Genomic DNA, 22,099 nt, shown 5'->3' with positions numbered 1-22,099 from the left:
CTTGAACGGGAAGGAGGGCATGACCGGCGAGAACGGCACGGTTTCCCGTGCCGCAATCCGTCGCGACTTAAAGCAGAGGGTCGATAAGGGCCGACATGGTGTCAACCGACATGTCTCCGGAATAGCGCTTGCCGTTGATGAAGAAGGTCGGCGTCGAAGCCACCTTGTACTCTTTCATACCCTTCTGCATCACGGCGTTCACATCGTCCAGCAGCTTCTGGTTCGTCAGGCAGGCCTCGAAGCTCTCCTGTGAGAAACCGGCGAGCTTGGACATCTGGAGCAGCGCGTCGCGGCCGTTCTGGGCGGCGGCCCACTGTTCCTGCTGCTTGAAGAGCATGGAGACCATGGGGAAATACTGGCCTTCCGGGGCGCAGCGCGCCAGCATGAAGGCGGCAGCGGCACGCGGATCGAACGGGAACTCGCGCAGAACGAAGCGAACCTTGCCCGACTCCACATATTTCGCCTTGATGGCGTCGAACGTGTTGTTGTGGAAATTGGCGCAATGCGGGCACGTCATCGACATGTATTCGACCACGGTGACGGGCGCATCGGCCTTGCCAATGGCCATTTCCGGCAGCGCGCCGGGCTCCATCAGCTTGGAGATTTCGACCTCGCCATCCGCCTGGGGCAGCTCGGGCGCGGCCGGAGACGCTGCGGGCGCGGCCGCCTGTGCCGTCTGTGTCGGGGCCATCTGGGACTGGGCGGGAACCGGCGTCGTCGCGGGCGTGGCGGCGGTGGACGATGTCGTCATCGTATCCGCGGGCTTCATCTCCGTCTTGGTCGCGGTGTCGACCGTTTCGACAGGAGCCGCCGCATTCGCCGTCTCCTTCTTCTCGTCGCTGCAGGCGACGAGCGCGAGCGCCAGCGTGGCGATGGCCACACCGCTCGAAAGGCGTTTCAGCAAAGTCATTTCAGAAAGGGACATGGTTCACCTGTTCAAGCGGAGACGGGACCTTTGCGATATCGCGCCCGCCGGGACCGGACAAGAGGCCCCCACACCCCATCGTTCAAAGAATTGTGAGGCATTTGTGGCATCGGGGAACAGTCACCCGATATTCCGGCCTGCTGTTGATCGCAACGGCTCGCTGCTGGTAGACTGCAACAGGTCCCATATGAGCGTCGAAGACGAGAGGACAGGCACCCATGTCAGCCATCATGATCAGAAATCTCCCGGAGGAGACCCATCAGGCACTGGAAGCGCGCGCGCGTCGAAACGGACGGACCACCGAGGCGGAAATTCGCGCTATTTTGCAAGTAGCCGCCGCGAGCGAGGAGCCGCTGGGTATCGGCGCCTATCTTAAGGCCATCGGGCAATCGATCGGCGGCATCGACATCGACGACGGGCGGGACCGACAAGCCTACGAACCGCCTTCATTCACATGATCATCCTCGATACGAATGTCGTTTCTGAACCTCTTCGCAAGATGCCGAGTGAACGCGTTCTCTCATGGCTTGACGCTCAGCCGGCGGCGAGATTGTACCTGACGACGATCACGGTGGCCGAGATATTTGCCGGCATGGCGATTATGCCTGCCGGTCGGCGGAAGGACACGCTGCGAACGTCGCTGGAACACCTCGTGACGACCATCTTCCGAGACAGAATCCTTTCCTTCGACATGCAGGCAGCACGGGAATTTGCCATTATCTCGCAGAAAGCACGAGAAAGCGGGACGGCCATCGGATTGGCTGATGCACAAATTGCCGCCATCGCCGTCGCGACCGGATTTTCGGTGGCGACACGAGACGTCACACCGTTCGCAGCAAGCGGCCTCAATGTGATCAATCCGTGGACGGTCTGATCACCGTTTCTGCCCCAGCACCGCCGTCCCCAGCCGCGTCAGCGCCGCCTTCAGGCCTTCGTCCTCGATTTCGGCCGTCAGGGCTTCCAGATGCCGGGCCGGCTGGCCGGTCAGGGGGCGTGGGCGGCGGCGGGTGCGGTTTACGGGCGTGACGGGTTTCTGGACGATGCGGACGCGGTCGATGGCGGGGAAGCCGAAGAAGCCGTTGATGCGCTGGACGAGTTCGCCTTCGGCATGGGCGAGGAACAGCGCGCGGGCGCCGTCGCAGGCGATGGTGAGCACGCCCGGCTGGTGGCGGCTCTCGCCGGCCATTTCGGAGACGCGGCGCGGCCAGGCGATCTTTTCCGGGCGGGTGCAATCGGCAAAGGCCTCGCCGGCGATCTCGTCCCAGGAGCCGAGCAGCAGCGTGCTGATGCCGGCGCGTTTGGCCAGAACTGGATCGAGCAGGCCGTTCGCCACCTCGCTGATCTGCCTGACGCCTTTCGGGGTATAAGCGCCCTTCGGTGTATAAGGCCTGGAAGGCGCCATGCGGTTGCTCCCCTGAGTGGTGCGTGGGTGATGAATGGTGTCGCGGCTCTTACCCGCCGCCGCCGTTTCGGCTATGACGCACGAAACGATACCGGCTGTCGCAAGGCTGCTTGCGACGATCTATACGGGAAGTCGGGCTCAAGGACCATGATGCAACGTTCCAAGTCCACGGTCGAGACGCTGGCCTCACCCACCCTAACATCGTCCGCCCTAACATCGCCCATACCGGATTCCTCGCCGGAGCCCGCGTCTCCCGCCGCCTCGCTGCTCGACTGGTACGACCGCAGTCACCGCGTGCTGCCATGGCGCATCACGCCGCCGATGGCGAAAGCCGGCAAGCGGCCAGACCCCTACCATATCTGGCTGTCGGAAGTGATGCTGCAGCAGACGACCGTGCAGGCGGTAAAGGCCTATTTTGCCAAGTTCCTGACCCTGTGGCCGACGGTCGCCGATCTCGCGGCGGCCGATACCGAAGAGGTGATGAAGGCCTGGGCCGGGCTCGGCTATTACGCCCGCGCCCGGAACCTGAAGAAATGCGCCGAAGCGGTGGCGAGCCAGCATGGCGGGCGCTTTCCCGATACGGAAGAGGGACTGAAGGCGCTGCCGGGCATCGGCGACTATACCGCCGCCGCCATCGCCGCCATCGCCTTCAACCGGCAGAGCGCGGTGCTCGACGGCAATGTCGAGCGGGTGATATCACGGCTCTACCGGGTGGAGACGCCCGTGCCGGCGGCGCGGCCCGAGATGCGCCGGCTGGTCGCCGCGATGACGCCTGCCGATCGGCCGGGCGATTTCGCGCAAGCCATGATGGATCTCGGCTCGACCATCTGCACGCCGCGCCGACCGGTCTGCGCGCTCTGTCCGATCAATGCCGATTGCCGTGCCTTCAAGGTCGGCGACCCCGAGCGCTTTCCGGTCAAGCTGGCGAAGAAGGCAAAGCCGGTACGATACGGCACCGCCTATGTCGCGACCGATGCTGCAGGTGCGGTCTATCTCAGCAAACGGGGCGACAAGGGGTTGCTCGGCGGCATGACCGAGGTGCCGGGTACGGACTGGACGACCGATCCTTCGGACACCCACGTGCCGCCTTTCGCGGGCAAGTCCACGACCCTCTGGCACGACTGCGGCGGCATCGTGCATGTGTTCACCCATTTCGAGCTGCGCCTTGCCGTTCGCCATGCCGAGGTCGAACGGGACGCCATTATAGCGAACGGCTGGTGGGAGCCGCGCGAGACCCTCGCCGCTCAGGCGCTGCCCACCGTGATGAGGAAAGCGATCGAAAAGGCGCTACCCGGCTGTTTTGCAAAGACGTCATAAATCTCGTGACGTCATGCGATAGGAACCGTCCGGAGACGCTACGCCTCAGGGACCGATACAACGAGGACACACCATGACCGACGTGACGACACCCATCCGCCATATCGTTTTCGACATCGGCAAGGTGCTGATCCACTACGATCCGCATATCCCGTTCAGCCGGCTCATTCCCGACGAGGCCGAGCGCAATGCGTTCTTCGCGACGGTTTGCACCCATGAATGGAACCTCGAGCAGGACCGCGGCCGCAGCTGGGCGGAGGCGGAAGACCTGCTCATCGCGCAGCATCCCGAGCAGGAGGCGAACATCCGCGCCTTCCGCACCCACTGGGGCGAGATGGTGCCGCATGCCTATGAGGAGAGCGTCGTTCTTCTCGAAGGTCTCGTGGCGAAGGGCTACGACGTGACGATGCTGACCAATTTCGCCGAGGACACCTTTGCCGAGGCGCGGGCGCGCTTTGCCTTCCTCAACCTGCCGCGCGGCGTTACCGTGTCCGGCGAGAAGCGGCAGATCAAGCCGGACCTCGAAATCTACGAGACGCATCAGGCGGCGTTCGACCTTGAACCCGCAGCCACGCTGTTCATCGACGACAGCCTTGCCAATGTCGAGGGCGCGCGTGCGGCCGGCTGGCAGGCAGTACAGTTCATCGACGGCCGGACGCTGAAGGCGGATCTGATAAAGCTCGGGCTGCCTGTCTGAGGGCGGGCTGTCTGAAGCCGCCCTCTTTGCGCCCGATTTTCATATCACTGAAAAGCCACATTCGGTTCAGCCGGCATTCACACCGCTCCTCGCATGATGGGCGTGTCATCTTGAACGATCATTCTGCGAGGACGCATTCATGGCGAATTATTACGGCACCAACAGGAACGACATCCTGACCCAGAACAGTCTGTCCGAGGTGTCGATCTACGGTTACGGCGGCAATGACACGATCAACCTCAACCGCACCGACAGCCTTGGCGGCTTCAATTATGTGGATGCGGGTTCGGGCAACGACCGGGTGGTGAACTATTACGAGGGCGGCAACGACATCTTCCTCGGCACCGGCAACGACCTCTACATCGCCGACATCCGCGCCGAAGACGGCAAGGCCTATGACGTCGTCTCCGGCGGCGACGGCAACGATATCTTTCAGGTCAATTCGGAAGCCAGCATCTACAAGGGCGACAGCGGCAACGATACGTTCCTCTCCGTCGGCTACAACAACAGCTTCAACGGCGGCACGGGCATCGACACGATCAGCTACGAGCTGCAGGACTCTTACGCCTCGCAACGCGGCAAGGGCGTCGATATCGATCTCGGCAAGGGTACGGCGACCATCGACAGCGACCAGGTCGAGGATCTCGCCAGCATCGAGAACGTCACCGGCACGAATTCCGCCGACGATATCACCGGCTCCTTCGGCCGCAACGTGCTGAAGGGTCTCGGCGGCGCGGACGATCTCTACGGCCTCGGCGGCAATGACGGGCTCTATGGCGGCGCCGGCAACGACCTGCTCTATGGTGGCTCTGGTAACGACGACCTCACCGGCGGTATCGGCAGGGACTATCTGAACGGCGGCTCGGGGGCCGACATCTTCTACTTCGATACGCTCAGCGACAGCCGGGTCGGCAGCGGCCGCGACGTGATCGCCGATTTCACGCCGGGGGAAGGCGACCTGATCGACCTCTCCAACATCGACGCCAGCACGCGCGCTAGTGGCAACCAGGCATTCGACTATATCGGCAATGACGGATTCAGCCGCCATGCCGGCGAACTGCGCTTTTCGAACGGAATCCTGTCGGGCGACGTCAATGGCGACGGCCGCGCCGATTTCGAGGTGAGCGTGTCCGGCGTCACCAAGATGTATGCCGACGACTTCATTCTCTGACGGTCTTTTACAGATCCTGCAAAACAGCAACGCCCGGCCGCTTTTTCAAGCGGCCGGGCGTTCCAGATTCCTCCGGGACTGAAGGTACGAAACCGGAGGAAGACGACTGTCGGCGGGCTTTCCCGTCGATAGATCGCAGTCCCGCTTCGTTTTGAGGCACAAGCTCCGGCAACACCCGGAACCCCCGCCCGCATCGCGGTCTGCCGGTGGTTGATCACGCGGCGGTATCGCAGGCTTGAGACTAGCGGTGGAGAGGTTAAATTCTCTTAAACATTGCGGATGGATTTTTGGCGGGTGGGTGACATCTGGACACAACAGGTCACCACCACCCTCGGCGTGGAAGCGCCTCCCCTTTTCACCCCATCGCTGCCCCTCACCCTAACCCTCTCCCCGCGCGCCGGGAGAGGGGACTTGCCCTGCTCGTTGTTTCGAAATCGGGTAGAAGCGGTGCCACACGTCCCTTCGCCCCGCCCGCGGGGAGAAGGTGCCGGCAGGCGGATGAGGGGCCGACGCAGGCGTTAACTCTCTGATTTACAACATTATCCCATCCGCGCCATATCCGCCCGGATAACGGTCCGCAGATCGTCGATCGGCCGCAGCAAGCCACCGTCGTCGTAGTGCCAGAAGGTCCAGCCGTTGCAGGCGTCGAGGCCCTGGACCTTGGCACCGAGGCGGTGGATGGAGCCGGCTTCGCCGCCGGAGGCCAGCGTGCCGTCGGCGCGCACGATGGCGCTGTGGCGGCGGCGGGCGTCGGTGAGGATCGAGCCGGGCTTGATGAGGCCGCTCTCCACCAGCACGTTGAAGGCGACGCGGGGTTCGGCGCGCTTGCCGGTCATGACCGACAATGTGGCGCCGCCCAGCGGCTCGACCGCCTCGATGCGGGCACGGGCCGCGTCGATATAGGTCTGCTCGCGCTCGACGCCGACATAATGCCGGCCGAGGCGCTTGGCGACGGCGCCTGTGGTGCCCGAACCGAAGAACGGATCCAGCACGACATCGCCCGGCCGGGTGGAGGCCATCATGACGCGGGCGAGCAGCGCTTCCGGTTTCTGGGTCGGGTGGACCTTGTCGCCGTTCCCGTCCTTCAGGCGCTCGCCGCCGGAGCAGATCGGGAACACCCAGTCGGAGCGCATCTGCACGTCGTCGTTCGCCGCCTTCAGGGCGTCGTAGTTGAAGGTATAGCCCTTGCCCTTGGCACTCGGGCTCGCCCAGATCAGCGTTTCATGCGCGTTCTGGAACCGGCGCCCCTTGAAGTTCGGCATCGGGTTGGTCTTGCGCCAGACGATGTCGTTGAGGATCCAGAAGTTCAGATCCTGCAGGATCGCGCCGACGCGGAAGATGTTGTGGTAGGAGCCGATGACCCACAGCGTGCCGTTGGGCTTCAGCACACGGCGGCAGGCCAGCAGCCAGGCGCGGGTGAAGGCATCGTAAGCCTCGAAGGAAGCGAACTGGTCCCACGCGTCATCGACGGCATCGACCAGCGACTGATCCGGCCGGTGCAGCGCACCGCCGAGCTGCAGGTTGTAGGGCGGATCGGCGAAGACGACATCCACCGAATTGTCGGGCAGCTTTTCAAGGGCGGAGACGCAATCGCCCTTGATGATGGTGTCGAGCCACCCACCAGCAGCGGCGGGGGAGATTTCAGCAGACAAAACGACGGAAGACTTCAGGGACACCATGACTACTCGCTGATACGCTGACTCTGGGACACAAATTCTGCTGCTATGGTTACCGAGTTTGGTTACCAAAGGCTGAAGAGGCGGAAAACTTGCGCGAAAAACCGACGGATGGAACAGGATCATTTTTTGAGGTAAGCTGAATCTCATGAGAACGCGCCTAGATCGACGACATGTTATCGAGCGCCTCCGCGACGACGCCGAGGCGGTGCGCTCCTGTGGTGCCACGTCGCTATACGTCTACGGCTCCGTTGCCCGGGACGAAGCTGGCGCATTGAGCGATATCGACCTTTTCATCGACTACGATCCTGCCAGCCGCTTCAATGCGTTCGATCTCATCGGCATAAAACTGATGCTGGAGGAGCGTTTGGAATTACCCGTCGATATTACGACGCGGGATGGTCTTCATCCTCGGTTGAAAGCAGATATCGAGGCTTCTGCTTTCAGGGTTTTCTAGTGGTTCGTGACTTCAGACACGCTCTCCATGACATGAATGCTGCCATCCTCGGTATTCAAGCGGCGGCTGCCGGTAAGACACTGGAGGATTACAGTTCGGACTGGATGCTCAGGCATGCGCTGCAAAGGGCCATCGAGATCATATCCGAGGCGAGCCGATCTCTCCCTGAGGATGTGCGGGCAACCCAGCCCGAGATCCCATGGCCGCGCGTGAGGACGATTGGAAACGTTATCCGTCACGAATATCACGGGCTTTCGGACACAATTTTGTGGGGTGTCATCATTGACGAGATTCCACCTCTGAAACGCGCCGTTTCGGCTCTTCTGGAGCAGCACTCGGCAGAATAACGGCCAGCGAAGCGGCTCTTCTTCCCCTCGTTTCCATCGTTAACGCATTGTCCCCCGCCGCCGCCTCGTGTAAAGCGCGGGCATTCCCACGTATCAGAGATTTCCCCCATGTCCGGTATCGACCTCATCATTTTCGATTGCGACGGCGTGCTCGTCGATAGCGAGATCATCGCCTCCGAAGTCGAGGCGGCGCTGCTGACGGAAGCGGGCTATCCGATTTCGACGGAGGAGATGGCGGAGCGCTATGCGGGCATGACCTGGCAGAACACGCTGCTGGCCGTGGAGCGCGAGGCGACGATCCCGCTGTCGGCGAGCCTCATCTCGCGCCACAGCGAAATCCTCGAACAGCGGCTGAAGGACGACGTCGAGATCATCGAGGGGGTCAAGGCGGCGCTGTCGCAGATCCGGCTGAAAAAGTGCGTCTGCTCGAACTCCACCTCCGAGCGGCTGGCGATGATGCTCGGCAAGGTCGGCCTGAAGGACCTGTTCGGCCGCAACATCTTTTCCGCACGCGACCTTGGCGAGGACAGGGTGAAGCCGAAGCCGGACATCTTCCTGCATGGCGCGGCCCAGATGGGCGTCGATCCGTCGCGGGTGATCGTGGTGGAGGATTCGGTGCACGGCGTCCACGGCGCCCGCTCGGCCGGCATGCGCGTCATCGGCTTTACCGGCGCATCGCACAGCTACCCCTCGCATGCCGACGCGCTGACCGAAGCCGGCGCCGAAACCGTCATCTCCCGCATGACCGCCCTGCCCGCCACCATCGAGGCGCTGGCGGAATGGTCGGAGGTGCTGGGGGCCTGATCGGGCGTCTGCCGAAAGCGGCGGCACAGGCGAACGGGCGAATGCAAGGGAGCGCGGCCTTTATGAGGACCGCGCTCTTCTACGTTTGCCTACTTCCGCTTCTTCGGCGCAGCCGGGCCTGTGTCGAAGCCGACATAGACCTTGGCGAAGTCGCCGGCGCCGCCGTTGATGGGGGCGGATTTGGTGAAGATGAACTGCTGGGCGCCCGTGCCGGCCTGGACGGTGACGGGCAGCTGGGTCACCTCAGAGAACAGCGTGTTGTTCTCATCGGTCGCGGTGACGCGAATGGGCAGGTTGATCGTGCCGGGGCCGCCGGCCGGACCGGAGGTGACGCGGCCCTGCACCACGACATTGACCGTCAGGGTCGTATCGCTCTGCACGCACTGGCGCGTCGAGTCGGCGAGCGAGGCCTGGTAGATGATCTGCGTGGGATCGTCCTTCGCGCCCTTGGCATAGGTGCGGTAGACCGACGTCGCATCGCGCATGACGATCTGCGGGCATTTCGCCTGGATGACGGCGGGCGTGGCGGAGGCCGCGCCGGCGCCGGCATCGATCGCGCCGCCCGTGTCCGGCGTATTGCAGCCGGCAAGCGCCATGAGACCCGCAAATGCCGCCATGCGGCTGACTGTATGACCCACCATTCGATCCGACCCCTGTCGCTCTTTTCGCGCTCTCATGGCGCGTGTCCGTCGTTGCCTGCCGTGCCGGTCGCTCTTGCCGAAAGGCAGGCTTTCCAGTGTTGCGGCGATGGTCTATAGCAGCGGCGCGCCGGAAAATCGATTGGACTCGCACGCGTTCCCGTCGATTTTTGTAAGTGCCGCCTGAATACGCGCCGCTTACGCAAGGGCTTGCGTTGTGGCTTCCGGCCGATCGCCGCGCGGCCGTGAAACGTGCACGAAACGAGGATGACGAACGTGAAGTATGTTTCGACCCGGGGCGAGGCCCCTGCGCTCGGTTTCAGCGATGCCCTGATGGCGGGCCTTGCGCGCGATGGCGGGCTCTATGTGCCGGAGACGTGGCCGACGCTGTCGAAGCGCGAGATCCGGGACCTGCGCGGCCTCTCCTATCAGGAGGTCGCGTTTCGGATTCTCCGGCTGTTCATCGATGGCGAGATCGACGATGCGACGCTGCGCGGCATGATCGACGAGGCCTATGCGACGTTTCGGCATCCGGCCGTGGTGCCGATCGTGCAGACGGGGCCGAATGCCTTCGTGATGGAGCTTTTCCACGGCTCCACGCTTGCGTTCAAGGACGTGGCGATGCAGCTGCTGGCGCGGCTGATGGACCATGTGCTGGCCACCCGCGATACCCGCGCCACCATCGTCGGCGCCACCTCGGGCGACACGGGCGGTGCCGCGATCGACGCCTTTGCCGGGCGCGACCGTACCGATATCTTCATCCTGTTTCCGCACGGCAAGGTCTCGCCGGTGCAGCAGCACCAGATGACCACGTCGAAGGCGTCGAACGTGCATGCCATCGCCATTCGCGGCAATTTCGACGATTGCCAGACGCTGGTGAAGGACATGTTCAACGACGGGCCTTTCCGCGACCGCGTTCATCTCTCGGGCGTGAACTCGATCAACTGGGCGCGCATCATGTCCCAGATCGTCTATTATTTCACGACGGCGGTGGCGCTCGGCGGGCCGGACCGGAAGGTGGCCTTCACGGTGCCGACCGGCAATTTCGGCGACATCTTTGCCGGCTACGTCGCGATGAAGATGGGGCTGCCGGTGGCGCGCCTCGTGGTCGCCACCAACGAGAACGACATTCTCGCCCGCACGCTGAAGACCGGGCGCTACGAGATGCGCGACGTACGCGCGACGACCTCGCCCTCAATGGACATCCAGATCTCCTCCAACTTCGAACGCCTGCTGTTCGAGGCCTTCGACCGGGATGCGGGCAAGGTGCGCGCGGCCATGGGCGGGCTGAAGCAGTCGGGCGCTTTCGAGATCGAGAAAAAGGCGCTGAAGATGATCCGCGGCCTCTTCCGCGCCGGACGCGCGACGGAAAAGCAAGTGGCGGAAACCATCCGCACGACGCTGGAGGAAACTGGCTATCTCCTCGATCCGCACAGCGCCATCGGCGCCTTCGTCGCCGCCAAGCATATGAAACCCAACGCACCTATGGTGACGCTGGCCACCGCGCACCCCGCAAAATTTCCCGCCGCAGTAAAATCGGCGAGCGGTATTGACCCGGCGCTTCCGACGTGGCTTGCTGACCTGATGGACAGGGAGGAGCGCTTCGACATTCTGGATCCCGAGCTGAAAGCCGTCGAGGCCTATATCGGCGAGCACGCCCGTATCCGGAACTAGTGCGCAGAAAGACCGATGATGAAAGTTGAGTGCACCCGGCTCGCCTCCGGGCTGACGGTCGTTACCGAAACCATGCCGCATCTGGAAAGTGTCGCGCTTGGCACGTGGATCAAGTCCGGCTCCCGCGACGAGACCACGCAAGAGCATGGCATCGCGCATCTGCTCGAGCACATGGCCTTCAAGGGAACGGCCTCGCGGTCGGCCCGTGACATTGCCGAACAGATCGAGAATGTCGGCGGCGAGGTGAACGCCGCGACATCCACCGAGACCACTTCCTATTACGCCCGCGTGCTGAAGGACGACACGGCGCTGGCCATCGACATCCTCGCCGACATCCTGACCGAGTCGTCCTTCGACGAGGAAGAGCTGGAGCGCGAGAAGAACGTTATCCTTCAGGAAATCGGCGCGGCGAACGATATGCCCGACGACGTGGTCTTCGACCGTTTCGCCGAAACCGCCTTTGCCGACCAGATCGTCGGCCGGCCGATCCTCGGCACGCCGGAAACGGTCATGTCGTTTTCGGCCGACCAGATCCGCACCTATCTCGGGCGCAATTACACCACCGACCGCATGTTCGTCGTGGGCGCCGGCGCTGTCGATCACGATGCTTTCGTGACGCAGGTGCAGGAACGCTTCGCCAGCCTGCCGCAGCAGCCGGCGGAAGCGCCGCTGCTCGAAAAGGCCCGCTATACCGGCGGCGACACCCGTGAGGACCGCGACCTGATGGATGCGCAGGTCCTGCTCGGTTTCGAGGGCAAGGCGTATCACGCCCGCGATTTCTATTGCTCGCAGATCCTCGCCAATATTCTGGGCGGTGGCATGTCCTCGCGGCTCTTTCAGGAAGTGCGCGAGCATCGTGGCCTCTGCTATTCGGTCTACGCGTTCCATTGGGGCTTTTCCGATACCGGCATCTTCGGCGTCCACGCCGCGACCGGTGGCGAGAACCTTGTCGAACTGATGCCCGTCATCATCGAGGAGCTGCGCAAGGCGGCGGATCATATCGACCAACAGGAAATCGACCGCGCCCGCGCGCAGATCCGCGCGCAGCTGTTGATGGGGCAGGAAAGCCCCGCCGCACGCGCCGGCCAGATCGCCCGGCAGATGATGCTTTACGGCCGTCCCATCCCCAACGAAGAGCTGATGGACCGGCTGTCCGGTATCACCGTGGAGCGGCTGACCGATCTTGCCGGACGGCTGTTCTTCGAAACCGTGCCGACGCTGTCGGCTATCGGCCCCGTCGACAAGCTGGCACCCATGGCGGATATTATGGGCGGGCTCACCCGTGCGACGTCCCTGCCGCGGGCGGCAAACGGCTGAACCCCCGGTCCGGCCTGGCGCCGGCGCCGTAACCTATTCGGGATCCCGGCCCTATTCACGACCCGGCGGAGGCTTTCATGACACGATCGGTGTTTCGGTTTCTGTCACGGCAGCCGGACCCGGTCAGGATCGAGAGCGACACGCATCTTTTGCGTTTGCCGCGCGGCGCCGACTATCGTCAATGGTTCGCGCTGCGCCGGGAAAGCCGGCCCTTTCTCGAGCCGTGGGAGCCGACCTGGCGGGCGGAAGAGATGACGGAAAGCGCCTTTCGCGCGCGCGCCATCCGAAGCGAGCAGGAATTCCACTCCGGCCAGGCCATTCCCCTTTTCGTTTTCGCGCGCGACACTGAGACGCTGCTAGGCGGCCTCACCATCGGCTATATCAGGCGGGGGGCCGCGCAATGCTGCATGATCGGCTACTGGATGGGCGAGCGCTTCGCCGGCCAAGGCCACATGTCGGCGGCGGTCAGGCTCTCCATCCCCTACATCTTTTCGACCCTTCAGTTGCACCGTATCGAGGCAGCCTGTATTCCGGAAAACGACAGGAGCATCAGGCTCCTTGAAAAGGTCGGCTTTCATCGTGAAGGCTATCTGCGTGAGTATCTCAAGATCAATGGGCAGTGGCGCGACCACCTGATCTTCTCCCTTCTTTCGCGTGATATCGCGCCCAACAGGACTGCTAGCGAGTGACCCACCCCTTCCGTACGACGCTTTTGCCGTCGATCCGCAGGCTGCCCGGGCTGATGCTGGCACTGGTTCTTGCGATGATGTGGCTCGGCGCGGGTCTTGCCCATGCCATCGAGCCCGTGAAGATCTCGCGCGAGGATACCGCGCTCGACCTGACCGCGACGACCGAGATCTATACCGGCCGGGGCGAGGCCTTTCAGGTTTCCACCGCGCCCGGCACCGACGGCATCGTGCGGCGCATCGAGGTGCGCTCCAGTGCCGACAATCATCAGGGCGATTGGGCCGTCTTCGCGCTTGCCAACGTGTCGGAAGAGCAGCTGGAGCGCGTGATCGTCGCGCCGCATTTCCGGCTGGTCAATTCCAAGATCTTCTGGCCCGACCTCGGCTCGCAGCGCATCCTCTCCATTACGCCGTCCGAAGGCTTCGCGCTCGACCGGCAGCCGAGCGAAGAAGCGGACGTCTTCCGCATTACGCTCAATCCGGGCTCGGTCATCACCTTCGTCGCCGAGCTTGCGACGCCCGACCTGCCGCAGATGTACCTCTGGGAGCCGGACGCCTACAAGGACACGGTCAACGCCTTCACGCTCTATCGCGGCATCGTGCTCGGCATTGCCGGCCTGCTGGCGGTGTTCCTGACCATCCTTTTCGTCGTCAAGGGCACCTCCATGCTGCCGGCGACGGCCGCGCTCGCCTGGGCGGTGCTCGCCTATATCTGCGTCGATTTCGGCTTCCTGTCCAAGCTGATCGCCATCACCGCGGGAGACGAGCGAATATGGCGGGCGGGAACGGAGGTGTTTCTCGCCGCCGGCCTCGTCATCTTCCTCTTCACCTATCTCAACCTCAATCGCTGGCACCAGCACCTGTCCTATGCGACGCTCGCCTGGATCCTCGGCCTCGGCCTGCTCTTCGGCGTGGCGATCTACGACCCGGCGATTGCGGCCGGCATCGCGCGCATTTCCTTTGCGCTGACGGGAACCGTCGGTATCATTCTCATCGCCTATCTCGGGCTCAACCGCTACGACCGCGCGATCCTGCTCGTTCCCGCCTGGCTGCTGACGCTCGTCTGGCTGTTCGGAGCCTGGCTGACGGTGACGGGGCGGCTTTCCAACGATATCGTCCAGCCAGCGCTTGGCGGCGGGCTCGTGCTGATCGTGCTGCTGATCGGCTTCACGGTCATGCAGCATGCCTTTGCCGGCGGTGCCTACAGCCAGGGCCTGTTCTCCGACCTCGAACGCCAGTCGCTGGCGCTGACCGGCTCGGGCGATACCGTGTGGGACTGGGACGTGGCGCGCGACCGGGTGGTGACCATCCCCGACGTGTCGCAGCAGCTGGGCCTGACGCCGGGCGCGATGCACGGGCCTGCGCGCAACTGGCTGCCGCGGCTGCACCCCGACGATCGCGATCGCTTCCGCGCGACGCTCGACATCCTGCTCGAACACCGTCGCGGCCGGCTCAACCATGATTTCCGCATTCGCGCCGAAGACGGGCATTATCACTGGCTGTCGATCCGCGCGCGGCCGGTGCTGGGCTCGAACGGCGAGATCATCCGCTGCGTCGGCACGCTGGTGGATATCACCGAGCAGCGCAATTCGCTCGACCGGCTGCTGCACGACGCGCTCCACGACAACCTGACCGGCCTGCCGAACCGTCAGATCTTCCTCGACCGGCTGCAATCGATCCTGGCGCTGGCGCCGGGTGCGAACGGCGTGCGCCCGACCGTGATCGCCATCGACATCGACCGCTACAAGCAGAACGTCAACGACGTGCTGGGGATCGCGGCCGGCGACAACATCCTGATCGCTCTGACGCGGCGGCTGCGGCGGCTGTTGAAGCCTCAGGATACGCTGGCGCGGCTCAGCGGCGACCAGTTCGGCCTGATCCTGATCTCGGAGCGCGACCCCGCCAAGGTGGCGGATTTCGCCGAGGCCGTCAGCCGCGCGATCATGGTTCCGATCAGCTTCGGCAATCGCGAGATCAGCCTCACCGCCTCCGTCGGCCTCGTCTCCTGGGTGGACCAGAGCCAGAGCGCGGCCGGCTTGCTGGACGACGCGGAGCTTGCCATGTTCCGCGCCAAGAAGGCCGGCGGCAACCGTGTGGAGCCCTATCGCCCGGCCTTCCGCACCTCCGGCACGGACCGCCTTCAACTCGAAACCGACCTTCGCCGCGCCATCGAGCGCAACGAGCTCAGCCTCGTCTACCAGCCGATCGTGCGGCTGAACGATGCGGAAATCGCCGGCTTCGAAGCGCTGATGCGCTGGGACCACCCAAAGCGCGGCAGCATACCGCCCTCCGAGTTCATTCCCATCGCCGAGAGTTCCGAGGTCATCAACCAGCTCGGCCTTTTTGCCTTCGAGCGGGCGACGAGCGATCTCGGCGAGTGGCAGATCCAAACCGGTCAGCTGCCGATTTTCGTATCTGTCAATCTGTCGAGCGGCCAGTTGCTCAACAACGATCTCCACGACGATATCCGCGCCATCCTCCACAAGAATCGCTGCAACCCGTCGCAGGTGATGGTGGAACTGACCGAGTCGCTGATGATGGAGAACCCGGAACAGGCGCGGCTCGTGCTCCAGAAGCTGCGCGACAGCGGGCTGAAGCTGGCGCTGGACGACTTCGGCACCGGCCACTCCTCGCTCGCCTACCTCACGCGCTTCCCCTTCGACACGATCAAGATGGACAAGGCGCTGGTGAAGGACGAAAGCGACAAACGCACCATCCTGCTCCGCTCGGTCATCAACATGGCCCGCGAACTTGAGATGCAGGTGGTGGCGGAAGGTATCGAGTCCGAGGAGGACGCGATGCAGCTCGGGCAGATGGGCTGCCACTACGGCCAGAGCTTCCTGTTCGGACCGCCGATTTCATCGGATCTGATCCAGCGGTTGTTGAAGGAGCGGTTTCCGTTGATGAAGCGGGCTTGAGGCGCGCGGGAAGCCCCTCATCCCGCTGCCGCGACCTTCTCCCCGCGGGCGGGGAGAAGGGGCCACAGGCAATCCCCTGCCCCTGCCACATGATCGCAGCGGCGTCCCCTCTCCCCGCCAGGCGGGGAGAGGGTTAGGGTGAGGGGCTGCCCTACCACAACGCTGCACGATCACCCCGAAACGAAAAACGCCCCTCCTTTTCCAGGGAAGGGCGCTTCAGACTCCGGACCTGAAAGCTTCAGGCCGCAGCGGGCGTCTGCACTGGCTGCGCCGCCATATTGACGTTCCCCTGCCCGGCCTTGTGGATCAGCCGGTTGAGGAACTCCAGCTTCTGGACCACGGGGATCGACAGCACGAAGGGGTAGCTGTCGGTCTGGCCCATGGAACGCTGGATGCTGTTCAGCGCAACGCTGAGCGGCACCCAGGCATCGACCAGGGTCTGCGAATCCTGGGCGTTATAGGGATCGAAATCGACTTCGGCGGCCATCTCCTGGTGGCGGCGGGGATCGGTGGAGAGGCCGAAGGCGCGGGCGGTTTCCAGCGTATCGACGATGTGGAAGAAATGCGCCCAGCATTCGGCGAAATCTTCCGAGGGGTGGCAGCTGGCATAGGTCGAGATGAAGCGGTTCTGCCAGTCGGCCGGCGGGCCTTGCTCGTAGTTGCGCTGCAGGGCTGCCGCATAATCCTCGCGCTCGTCGCCAAAGAGGGCGCGGGCTTCGGCCAGCGTCTCTTCGTCGCGGCAGAGCTGGGCGAAGTAGAAATGGCCGATCTCGTGGCGGAAATGGCCGAGCAGGGTGCGATAGGGCTCGCCCATGGAGACGCGGATGCTTTCGCGGGTCGCATCGTCGGCTTCGGCAGCGCGCAGGCTGATCAGGCCGTCCTCGTGGCCGGTCATCGCCGCCTGAATGACGTTGCCATTGGAATCGACCTCGTCGGCGAGGAAATCGAAGACCAGACCGCCCTGCGGATCTACATCGCGACCCGGGCGCGGGAGATTCCAGCGCAGGATCGAGTAGAACAGATGGCGTTGCGCTTGGCTGATCTTCTGCCAGCGCTGGACGCCTTCCGCATTGTCGGTCACAGGCACAATGTGGTTGTAGCTGCACGCCACACAATAGGTGTTCTGGCTACCTGCGGGGACGAGCCAGTTGCAGATGTCATTCATCGCATTGGCGCAGAAGCGCACGGCCGTATCCGTCTTGCCGATCACGGTCCACTGATCGCCGCCGGCCGGGGCCAGCGCCTTCATGCTCAGGGACTCCGTTTCGAAACCGAGGCGCGATCCGCAATTCACGCAGGTTCGGTTGTCGAAATGTACGGAATTTCCGCAATTGCTGCACGTAAAGAGCTTCATGGTCGTTCGTCCCTGGCCATCCCCGTGGACGGCATCTGTTTGTTGTGGCTCGGCAGCCCCGGCATTCTTCAGAACGCACTGTTTTCGCTACCCTACATACTATGCCGCCGAAAGCGACACGCGCCTTCGACAGGTCGCCATCACGGACGACCAAACGAGGAAATGCCCGCCGGCACGAGGCACAGCGGGCATTCGGCGCACGTCGCCATCCAGTTGAACCCGTCAGGACGGCAACGGTTGCGCACCTGATCGCCACGGACAGAGCCGTAGCAAAACTTTGTTACAGGCGATCGACGGCACCCTTGACGGTGTCCTTGGCTTTGCCGGATGCCTGCTGGACTTCGCCCTTGACTTCCTGCGCCTTGCCTTCGGCCTGCAGACGCTCGTTGTCGGTCATCTTGCCGACGCCCTGCTTGACGTTGCCTGCTGCTTCGTTGGCGAGACCGGATACCTTGTCGGAAATGCTACCCATGTGCGTAACTCCCTGTCACTGAGGCGGCTGCTTTATTGCTGTGCCGCTTGCCTTGAAAACGGGGTGTCAGACAAAATGTTCCGCGATTTGTTCATAAGGAAATGAGAAAACGCAGCGCCTCGCCGAAGGCGCGCGGGGCCTTCTCTCACGCGTGCCGGTTACGCGTGGCCGGCCGTCATCGAGAGCATGGCGGGGGCGACGCCCATTGCGGCCAGGGTCCGGTCGTACTTGTCGCCGAGGTCGCGATCGAAGATCAGGTCCTCGTTGGCCGCGCAGGTCAGCCAGCCATTGTTGGCGATCTCGGCCTCCAGCTGGCCGGCACCCCAGCCGGCATAGCCGAGCATCATCATCGCGCGGGACGGCCCCGCGCCACGGAAGATGGCGCGAACGATGTCGAGCGTGGCGGTCAGGCAGATATCGTCGCTGACAGGGATGCTCGATTCGCTCAGGTAATCGTCGGAGTGGAGCACGAAGCCGCGGCCGGTCTCGACCGGTCCACCGGTCTGGATCTGGAACGCCCGCGTCCGCTCCGGCAGCCGGATCGCCTGAAGGCGATCGACGATTTCGAGGTGGAGAAGAACGTCGGGAAAGGTGAGCTGCTGCGGGCGGTTCAGAATGAAGCCCATCGCACCGTCGTCGGAATGCGCGCAGACGAAGATGACCGTACGGGCGAAATTGCTATCGACCATGCCGGGCATGGCAATCAGGAACTGCCCGTCCAGCATGCCCCGTTCACGGTTTTTCTGGAATGTCGCCATCATGGTGCTTTGCCCTTGTTCCGGTTGAGGTCTGTCCCGCCTTTTCGATGCCTGCCATTTTATGGTTTCCGGATGCGGGTAACCTTGGGGATGACGGTTCGGCCATCACACGTGTCGAAGCCGATGCTCCGCCGATCGTTCCATCGACCCGGGTCGATCGTTGCATCGCGCATTCAAGAAAAATCGCGCATTCAAGAAAAGTTGCACGACATTCCGAGCCGCCGCATCCTGCCGATCTTCTCCGACCCTGCCAAAACCGCTATGGCTTTGCTCATGATCGAACGCCTCACACCGCAGAGTTTGACGTTTTCGGCACGCGTGGCAACCCTGGCCACCGTGTTTTTTTTCGCGTGTGCGGCAGCAGGCAACACGGCCTTTGCCGCCCGCAGCGCCTGGGTGGAGACCGTCGGCGGCGGGATCCGACTGGTCACCGGCGCGCCTCAGGCCGATGGAAGCTTGCCGGCCATGCTGGAAATCCGGCTGGAGCCGGGCTGGCGGACCTACTGGACGGACCCGGGCTCAAGCGGCATTCCGCCGGAGGTGACGGTCACGGCGAAGGGACCGGGCGCCGGGAACCTCGTCTATTCCGGCCTGAGGCTGCCGGTGCCCAAGCGGTTTGCGGAGGGCGATCTCGACTATACCGGCTACGACCGGCCCGTATCCTTCCCGCTCCTGCTCCGGAGCGATGCCAGCAAGGATCTGACGCTGGAAGCCTCCGTCTTCCTCGGCATCTGCAAGAGCATCTGCATCCCCGTGCAGGCGGAACTCGACCTTGAGCTTCCGGTCGGCGCACCCGACAATGCGCTGGATACCGCGCGCGTGCGGGCCGCCTTCGCCGCTTTGCCCGTTGCTCCGACAGCGGATTTCAACGTGACGAAGGCCACCTTCGACGCGGAGACGCATGAGATCACGCTCGCGCTGAAACTGCCGGCCGATGCGACCCTGTCGGATATCTTCCTTGCGGCACCCACAGGCTATGTCTTTCATCCCGCAGGCAGCCGGCACCCCGCAGGCAGCCCGATTGCGGCGGATGGCCTGACGCACGTGCGCATCGTTGCGAAACTCCCGCCGAAAGCCGTCGGCGTGCCGGCCGACGGCGCGATCCGCGCGACGATCGGGGTGAGGATCGGAACGGAGGCCCGAGCTATCGAAACGCCGCTTGTCTTCAAGCCCTGAGAATCTATATCCTTGGTCTGCGCCCGTCCGGCGCACGGATTTTCCACGGAGCGCCACGTGTGCTCCGCGCCGTCATCAGAGCCTGATTTCTGAAGCCCATTCCATAAAGCAAGGACCTTCCCTTTGACCATTTCGATCGGCGACAAGATTCCATCCGCGACCTTCAAGGAAAAGACCGTGGACGGCCCTGTGGAAGTGACCACGGACGCTCTTTTTTCCGGCAAGCGCGTCGTGATCTTCGGCGTCCCCGGCGCCTTCACGCCCACCTGCTCGCTCAACCACCTGCCCGGCTACCTTGAAAACCGCGACGCCATTCTCGCGCGCGGCATCGACGACATCGCCGTGGTCGCCGTCAACGACATCCACGTCATGGGCGCCTGGGCCACGGCCTCGGGCGGCATGGACAAGATCCACTTCCTCTCCGATTGGGACGCGAGCTTCACCAAGGCGCTCGGACTGGATATCGACCTCTCGGCCGGCACGCTCGGCGTGCGCTCCAAGCGTTACTCTATGCTGGTGGACGACGGCGTGGTGAAGACGCTGAATATCGAGGAAAGCCCGGGACAGGCGACGGTGTCGTCGGCAGCGACGATGCTGGAGCAGATCTGAGGGCCGGAGCAGATCTGAGGACTGTGTCCTTCCCTGCGGCAGCCCCTCATCCGGCTGCCGCCACCTTCGCCCCGTCAAAACGGGGAGAAGGTGCCGGCAGCCGGATGAGGGGCTAGCGCCGCCCCGAAATTGGCTACACCTCACCCGAGCTTCACCGCCCGCTTCGTCTTGAACGGCTCCATGCCCTTGCGCGCCAACTCGTCCGCGCGTTCGTTTTCCGGGTGGCCGGCGTGGCCCTTGACCCAGTGCCAGGTGACCTTGTGGGTGCGGTTGGCTGCGTCGAGCGCCTGCCAGAGTTCGCCGTTCTTCACCGGCTTGCGGTCGGCGGTCTTCCAGCCGTTCTTCTTCCAGCCGTGGATCCATTTCATGATGCCGTCCATGACGTATTTGCTGTCGGTGTGCAGATCGACCTCGCATGGCTCCTTCAGAGAGGTGAGCGCGGTGATGGCGGCGAGCAGTTCCATGCGGTTGTTGGTGGTTTCGGCCTCGCCGCCGCAGAGGTCCTTTTCGGTCTCGCCATAGCGCAGCACGGCGCCCCAGCCGCCGGGACCCGGATTTCCCGAGCAGGCGCCGTCGGTGAAGATGTCGATGTGTTTCATGCGTCGGGTTCCGAAATCGTCAGGCCATATTCGAGCGCCGTGTTCACCGAGCGGTGGAACTGCAGCTTGCGGAGATATTCGAGCGGGTCCTTCTTCACCACCAGCGCGCCGGCCGGCGTCGTCAGCCAGTCGTAGAGCCTCGTGAGGAAGAAGCGCAGCGCCGAGCCACGGGCGAGAAGCGGCAGCGCGGCGATTTCGCCCGCTGTCAGCGGGCGCACCGACTGGTAGCCGGACAGCAGCGCCATGCCCTTCGTCATATTGAAGGCGCCGTCCTTCTCGAAGCACCAGGCGTTGAGGCAGATCGAGACGTCGTAGGCGAGCAGATCGTTGCATGCGAAGTAGAAATCGATCAGGCCGGAGAGGTTCTCGCCGAGAAAGAAGACGTTATCGGGGAAGAGATCCGCATGGATGACGCCGGAGGGGAGATCGGTCGGCCATTCGGCTTCGAGATGGTCGAGTTCGGCAGCGATCTCCTCGCCAAGCCCCGGCTGTACCTCGTCGGCGCGGTCCTTTGCTTTTTCCCACAGGGGACGCCAGCCGGAGACGGACAGGGCGTTTTCTCGCGACAGAGCAAACCCCTCGCCCGCGACATGCATGTCGGCCAGCGCCCGGCCGACCTCACGGCAATGTGCGGCTTCCGGCTTGCGTAGCCACATGCCTTCAAGAAAGGTGATCATCGCGGCGGGGCGACCGGACAGCGTGCCGAGCAGCGCGCCATCCTTGCGGGCGAGCGGCAGCGGGCAGTTGAGGCCGCGATCGGCCAGATGCTGCATCAGGCCGAGGAAGAACGGGAGGTCGCCGGGATCGACGCGCTTTTCATAGAGCGTGAGGATGAAGGCGCCCGTGGTGGTGTGGAGCAGGAAGTTGCTGTTCTCCACACCTTCGGCGATGCCCTTGTAGGAGGTGAGATCGCCCACGTCATAGGCTGCCAGGAACGTCTTGAGGTCGTCCTCGGAGATATCGGTATAGACGGCCATGTGAGCCCTGCGGATGGTTGGTTGAAGGAAAGCCCTCTCTGCCCTGCCGGGCATCTCCCCCACAAGGGGGGAGAGGACGTGTGGTGACGTGCACCACCCTGAGACGGCAGATGCAGAGGTCGGGG

Annotated in this window: 23 protein-coding genes; 14 read left to right on the top strand and 9 right to left on the bottom strand. The window is 63.6% G+C overall.

Annotated elements, in window-relative coordinates; translation table 11 throughout:
• Positions 1-67: 67 nt before the first annotated feature.
• The gene (locus GA0004734_RS07570) at positions 68-925 is read right to left on the bottom strand and encodes a DsbA family protein (RefSeq protein WP_092932581.1); all 858 of its coding nucleotides are present in this window, start codon (positions 923-925) and stop codon (positions 68-70) included.
• A gap of 218 nt (positions 926-1,143) precedes the next feature.
• On the opposite strand from GA0004734_RS07570, the gene GA0004734_RS07565 reads away from it, so the two are divergent.
• The gene (locus GA0004734_RS07565; protein ID WP_092932579.1) at positions 1,144-1,383 is read left to right on the top strand and encodes a FitA-like ribbon-helix-helix domain-containing protein; all 240 of its coding nucleotides are present in this window, start codon (positions 1,144-1,146) and stop codon (positions 1,381-1,383) included.
• Positions 1,380-1,799 carry a type II toxin-antitoxin system VapC family toxin gene (locus GA0004734_RS07560; RefSeq protein WP_092932577.1) on the top strand — a complete coding sequence of 140 codons (420 nt, stop codon included), beginning with the start codon at positions 1,380-1,382 and terminating at the stop codon, positions 1,797-1,799. The genes GA0004734_RS07565 and GA0004734_RS07560 overlap by 4 nt, the downstream gene beginning before the upstream one ends.
• On the opposite strand, the gene GA0004734_RS07555 is transcribed toward GA0004734_RS07560, so the two are convergent.
• Positions 1,800-2,327 (bottom strand): DUF721 domain-containing protein, encoded by a 528-nt coding sequence (locus GA0004734_RS07555; RefSeq protein ID WP_092932575.1) that lies wholly within the window; start codon positions 2,325-2,327, stop codon positions 1,800-1,802.
• Positions 2,328-2,474: 147 nt separating this feature from the next.
• Between GA0004734_RS07555 and mutY the strand changes: the two genes are divergently transcribed.
• The 3 genes from mutY to GA0004734_RS07540 all read left to right on the top strand — a co-directional run bounded on the left by mutY (position 2,475) and on the right by GA0004734_RS07540 (position 5,512).
• Complete coding sequence (mutY, locus tag GA0004734_RS07550) at positions 2,475-3,644, top strand: A/G-specific adenine glycosylase (protein WP_245292364.1); 1,170 nt, start codon at positions 2,475-2,477, stop codon at positions 3,642-3,644.
• Between the two features lie 73 nt (positions 3,645-3,717).
• On the top strand, positions 3,718-4,341 hold the full coding sequence (locus GA0004734_RS07545) for an HAD family hydrolase (protein WP_092932573.1): 624 nt from the start codon (positions 3,718-3,720) through the stop codon (positions 4,339-4,341).
• A gap of 139 nt (positions 4,342-4,480) precedes the next feature.
• Positions 4,481-5,512: a calcium-binding protein gene (locus GA0004734_RS07540; RefSeq protein WP_092932571.1), complete on the top strand. Its 1,032-nt coding sequence runs from the start codon at positions 4,481-4,483 to the stop codon at positions 5,510-5,512.
• Positions 5,513-6,051: 539 nt separating this feature from the next.
• Here GA0004734_RS07540 and GA0004734_RS07535 read toward each other — a convergent pair.
• Positions 6,052-7,191, bottom strand: a complete 1,140-nt coding sequence (locus GA0004734_RS07535; RefSeq protein WP_092932569.1) for a site-specific DNA-methyltransferase — start codon at positions 7,189-7,191, stop codon at positions 6,052-6,054.
• 145 nt (positions 7,192-7,336) lie between these two features.
• Between GA0004734_RS07535 and GA0004734_RS07530 the strand changes: the two genes are divergently transcribed.
• The 3 genes from GA0004734_RS07530 to GA0004734_RS07520 all read left to right on the top strand — a co-directional run bounded on the left by GA0004734_RS07530 (position 7,337) and on the right by GA0004734_RS07520 (position 8,796).
• Entirely contained in the window at positions 7,337-7,645 is a 309-nt protein-coding gene (locus GA0004734_RS07530; protein WP_092932567.1) for a nucleotidyltransferase family protein, read from the top strand.
• A gap of 32 nt (positions 7,646-7,677) precedes the next feature.
• On the top strand, positions 7,678-7,992 hold the full coding sequence (locus tag GA0004734_RS07525; protein ID WP_092936043.1) for a HepT-like ribonuclease domain-containing protein: 315 nt from the start codon (positions 7,678-7,680) through the stop codon (positions 7,990-7,992).
• A 108-nt stretch (positions 7,993-8,100) separates the two neighbouring features.
• Positions 8,101-8,796: an HAD family hydrolase gene (locus tag GA0004734_RS07520; protein ID WP_092932565.1), complete on the top strand. Its 696-nt coding sequence runs from the start codon at positions 8,101-8,103 to the stop codon at positions 8,794-8,796.
• 89 nt (positions 8,797-8,885) lie between these two features.
• Here the strand turns inward: GA0004734_RS07520 and GA0004734_RS07515 are convergent, their stop codons facing one another.
• On the bottom strand, positions 8,886-9,437 hold the full coding sequence (locus GA0004734_RS07515) for a hypothetical protein (protein ID WP_092932563.1): 552 nt from the start codon (positions 9,435-9,437) through the stop codon (positions 8,886-8,888).
• 264 nt (positions 9,438-9,701) lie between these two features.
• On the opposite strand from GA0004734_RS07515, the gene thrC reads away from it, so the two are divergent.
• From thrC to GA0004734_RS07495, 4 genes are all read left to right on the top strand, one after another.
• On the top strand, positions 9,702-11,108 hold the full coding sequence (gene thrC, locus GA0004734_RS07510) for a threonine synthase (protein WP_092932562.1): 1,407 nt from the start codon (positions 9,702-9,704) through the stop codon (positions 11,106-11,108).
• Positions 11,109-11,123: 15 nt separating this feature from the next.
• Positions 11,124-12,425 (top strand): M16 family metallopeptidase, encoded by a 1,302-nt coding sequence (locus GA0004734_RS07505; protein WP_092932560.1) that lies wholly within the window; start codon positions 11,124-11,126, stop codon positions 12,423-12,425.
• 77 nt (positions 12,426-12,502) lie between these two features.
• The gene (locus tag GA0004734_RS07500) at positions 12,503-13,114 is read left to right on the top strand and encodes a GNAT family N-acetyltransferase (RefSeq protein WP_092932558.1); all 612 of its coding nucleotides are present in this window, start codon (positions 12,503-12,505) and stop codon (positions 13,112-13,114) included.
• A gap of 53 nt (positions 13,115-13,167) precedes the next feature.
• The gene (locus GA0004734_RS07495; RefSeq protein WP_092932556.1) at positions 13,168-16,029 is read left to right on the top strand and encodes an EAL domain-containing protein; all 2,862 of its coding nucleotides are present in this window, start codon (positions 13,168-13,170) and stop codon (positions 16,027-16,029) included.
• Between the two features lie 238 nt (positions 16,030-16,267).
• On the opposite strand, the gene GA0004734_RS07490 is transcribed toward GA0004734_RS07495, so the two are convergent.
• From GA0004734_RS07490 to GA0004734_RS07480, 3 genes are all read right to left on the bottom strand, one after another.
• Positions 16,268-17,383 carry a zinc-binding metallopeptidase family protein gene (locus GA0004734_RS07490; RefSeq protein ID WP_092932554.1) on the bottom strand — a complete coding sequence of 372 codons (1,116 nt, stop codon included), beginning with the start codon at positions 17,381-17,383 and terminating at the stop codon, positions 16,268-16,270.
• 280 nt (positions 17,384-17,663) lie between these two features.
• A complete protein-coding gene (locus GA0004734_RS07485) occupies positions 17,664-17,855 on the bottom strand; it encodes a CsbD family protein (RefSeq protein WP_092932552.1) in 192 nt (63 codons plus the stop codon).
• Between the two features lie 158 nt (positions 17,856-18,013).
• Positions 18,014-18,613 carry a YqgE/AlgH family protein gene (locus tag GA0004734_RS07480; protein ID WP_092936041.1) on the bottom strand — a complete coding sequence of 200 codons (600 nt, stop codon included), beginning with the start codon at positions 18,611-18,613 and terminating at the stop codon, positions 18,014-18,016.
• A gap of 201 nt (positions 18,614-18,814) precedes the next feature.
• On the opposite strand from GA0004734_RS07480, the gene GA0004734_RS07475 reads away from it, so the two are divergent.
• Together GA0004734_RS07475 and GA0004734_RS07470 are read left to right on the top strand one after the other, a co-directional pair.
• Positions 18,815-19,789, top strand: a complete 975-nt coding sequence (locus tag GA0004734_RS07475; protein ID WP_175386250.1) for a protein-disulfide reductase DsbD domain-containing protein — start codon at positions 18,815-18,817, stop codon at positions 19,787-19,789.
• Positions 19,790-19,912: 123 nt separating this feature from the next.
• Positions 19,913-20,398, top strand: coding sequence for a peroxiredoxin (locus GA0004734_RS07470; protein WP_092932548.1), 486 nt, complete (start codon positions 19,913-19,915; stop codon positions 20,396-20,398).
• Between the two features lie 140 nt (positions 20,399-20,538).
• Here the strand turns inward: GA0004734_RS07470 and rnhA are convergent, their stop codons facing one another.
• Together rnhA and GA0004734_RS07460 are read right to left on the bottom strand one after the other, a co-directional pair.
• Complete coding sequence (gene rnhA, locus GA0004734_RS07465; protein ID WP_062594637.1) at positions 20,539-20,997, bottom strand: ribonuclease HI; 459 nt, start codon at positions 20,995-20,997, stop codon at positions 20,539-20,541.
• Positions 20,994-21,974 carry a homoserine kinase gene (locus GA0004734_RS07460; RefSeq protein ID WP_092932546.1) on the bottom strand — a complete coding sequence of 327 codons (981 nt, stop codon included), beginning with the start codon at positions 21,972-21,974 and terminating at the stop codon, positions 20,994-20,996. The genes rnhA and GA0004734_RS07460 overlap by 4 nt, the downstream gene beginning before the upstream one ends.
• Positions 21,975-22,099 lie beyond the last annotated feature (125 nt).

Origin of the sequence: Rhizobium sp. 9140, assembly GCF_900067135.1 — a bacterium.
Taxonomy (GTDB): domain Bacteria; phylum Pseudomonadota; class Alphaproteobacteria; order Rhizobiales; family Rhizobiaceae; genus Ferranicluibacter.
This window is presented reverse-complemented; position numbering and strand designations above follow the sequence as displayed.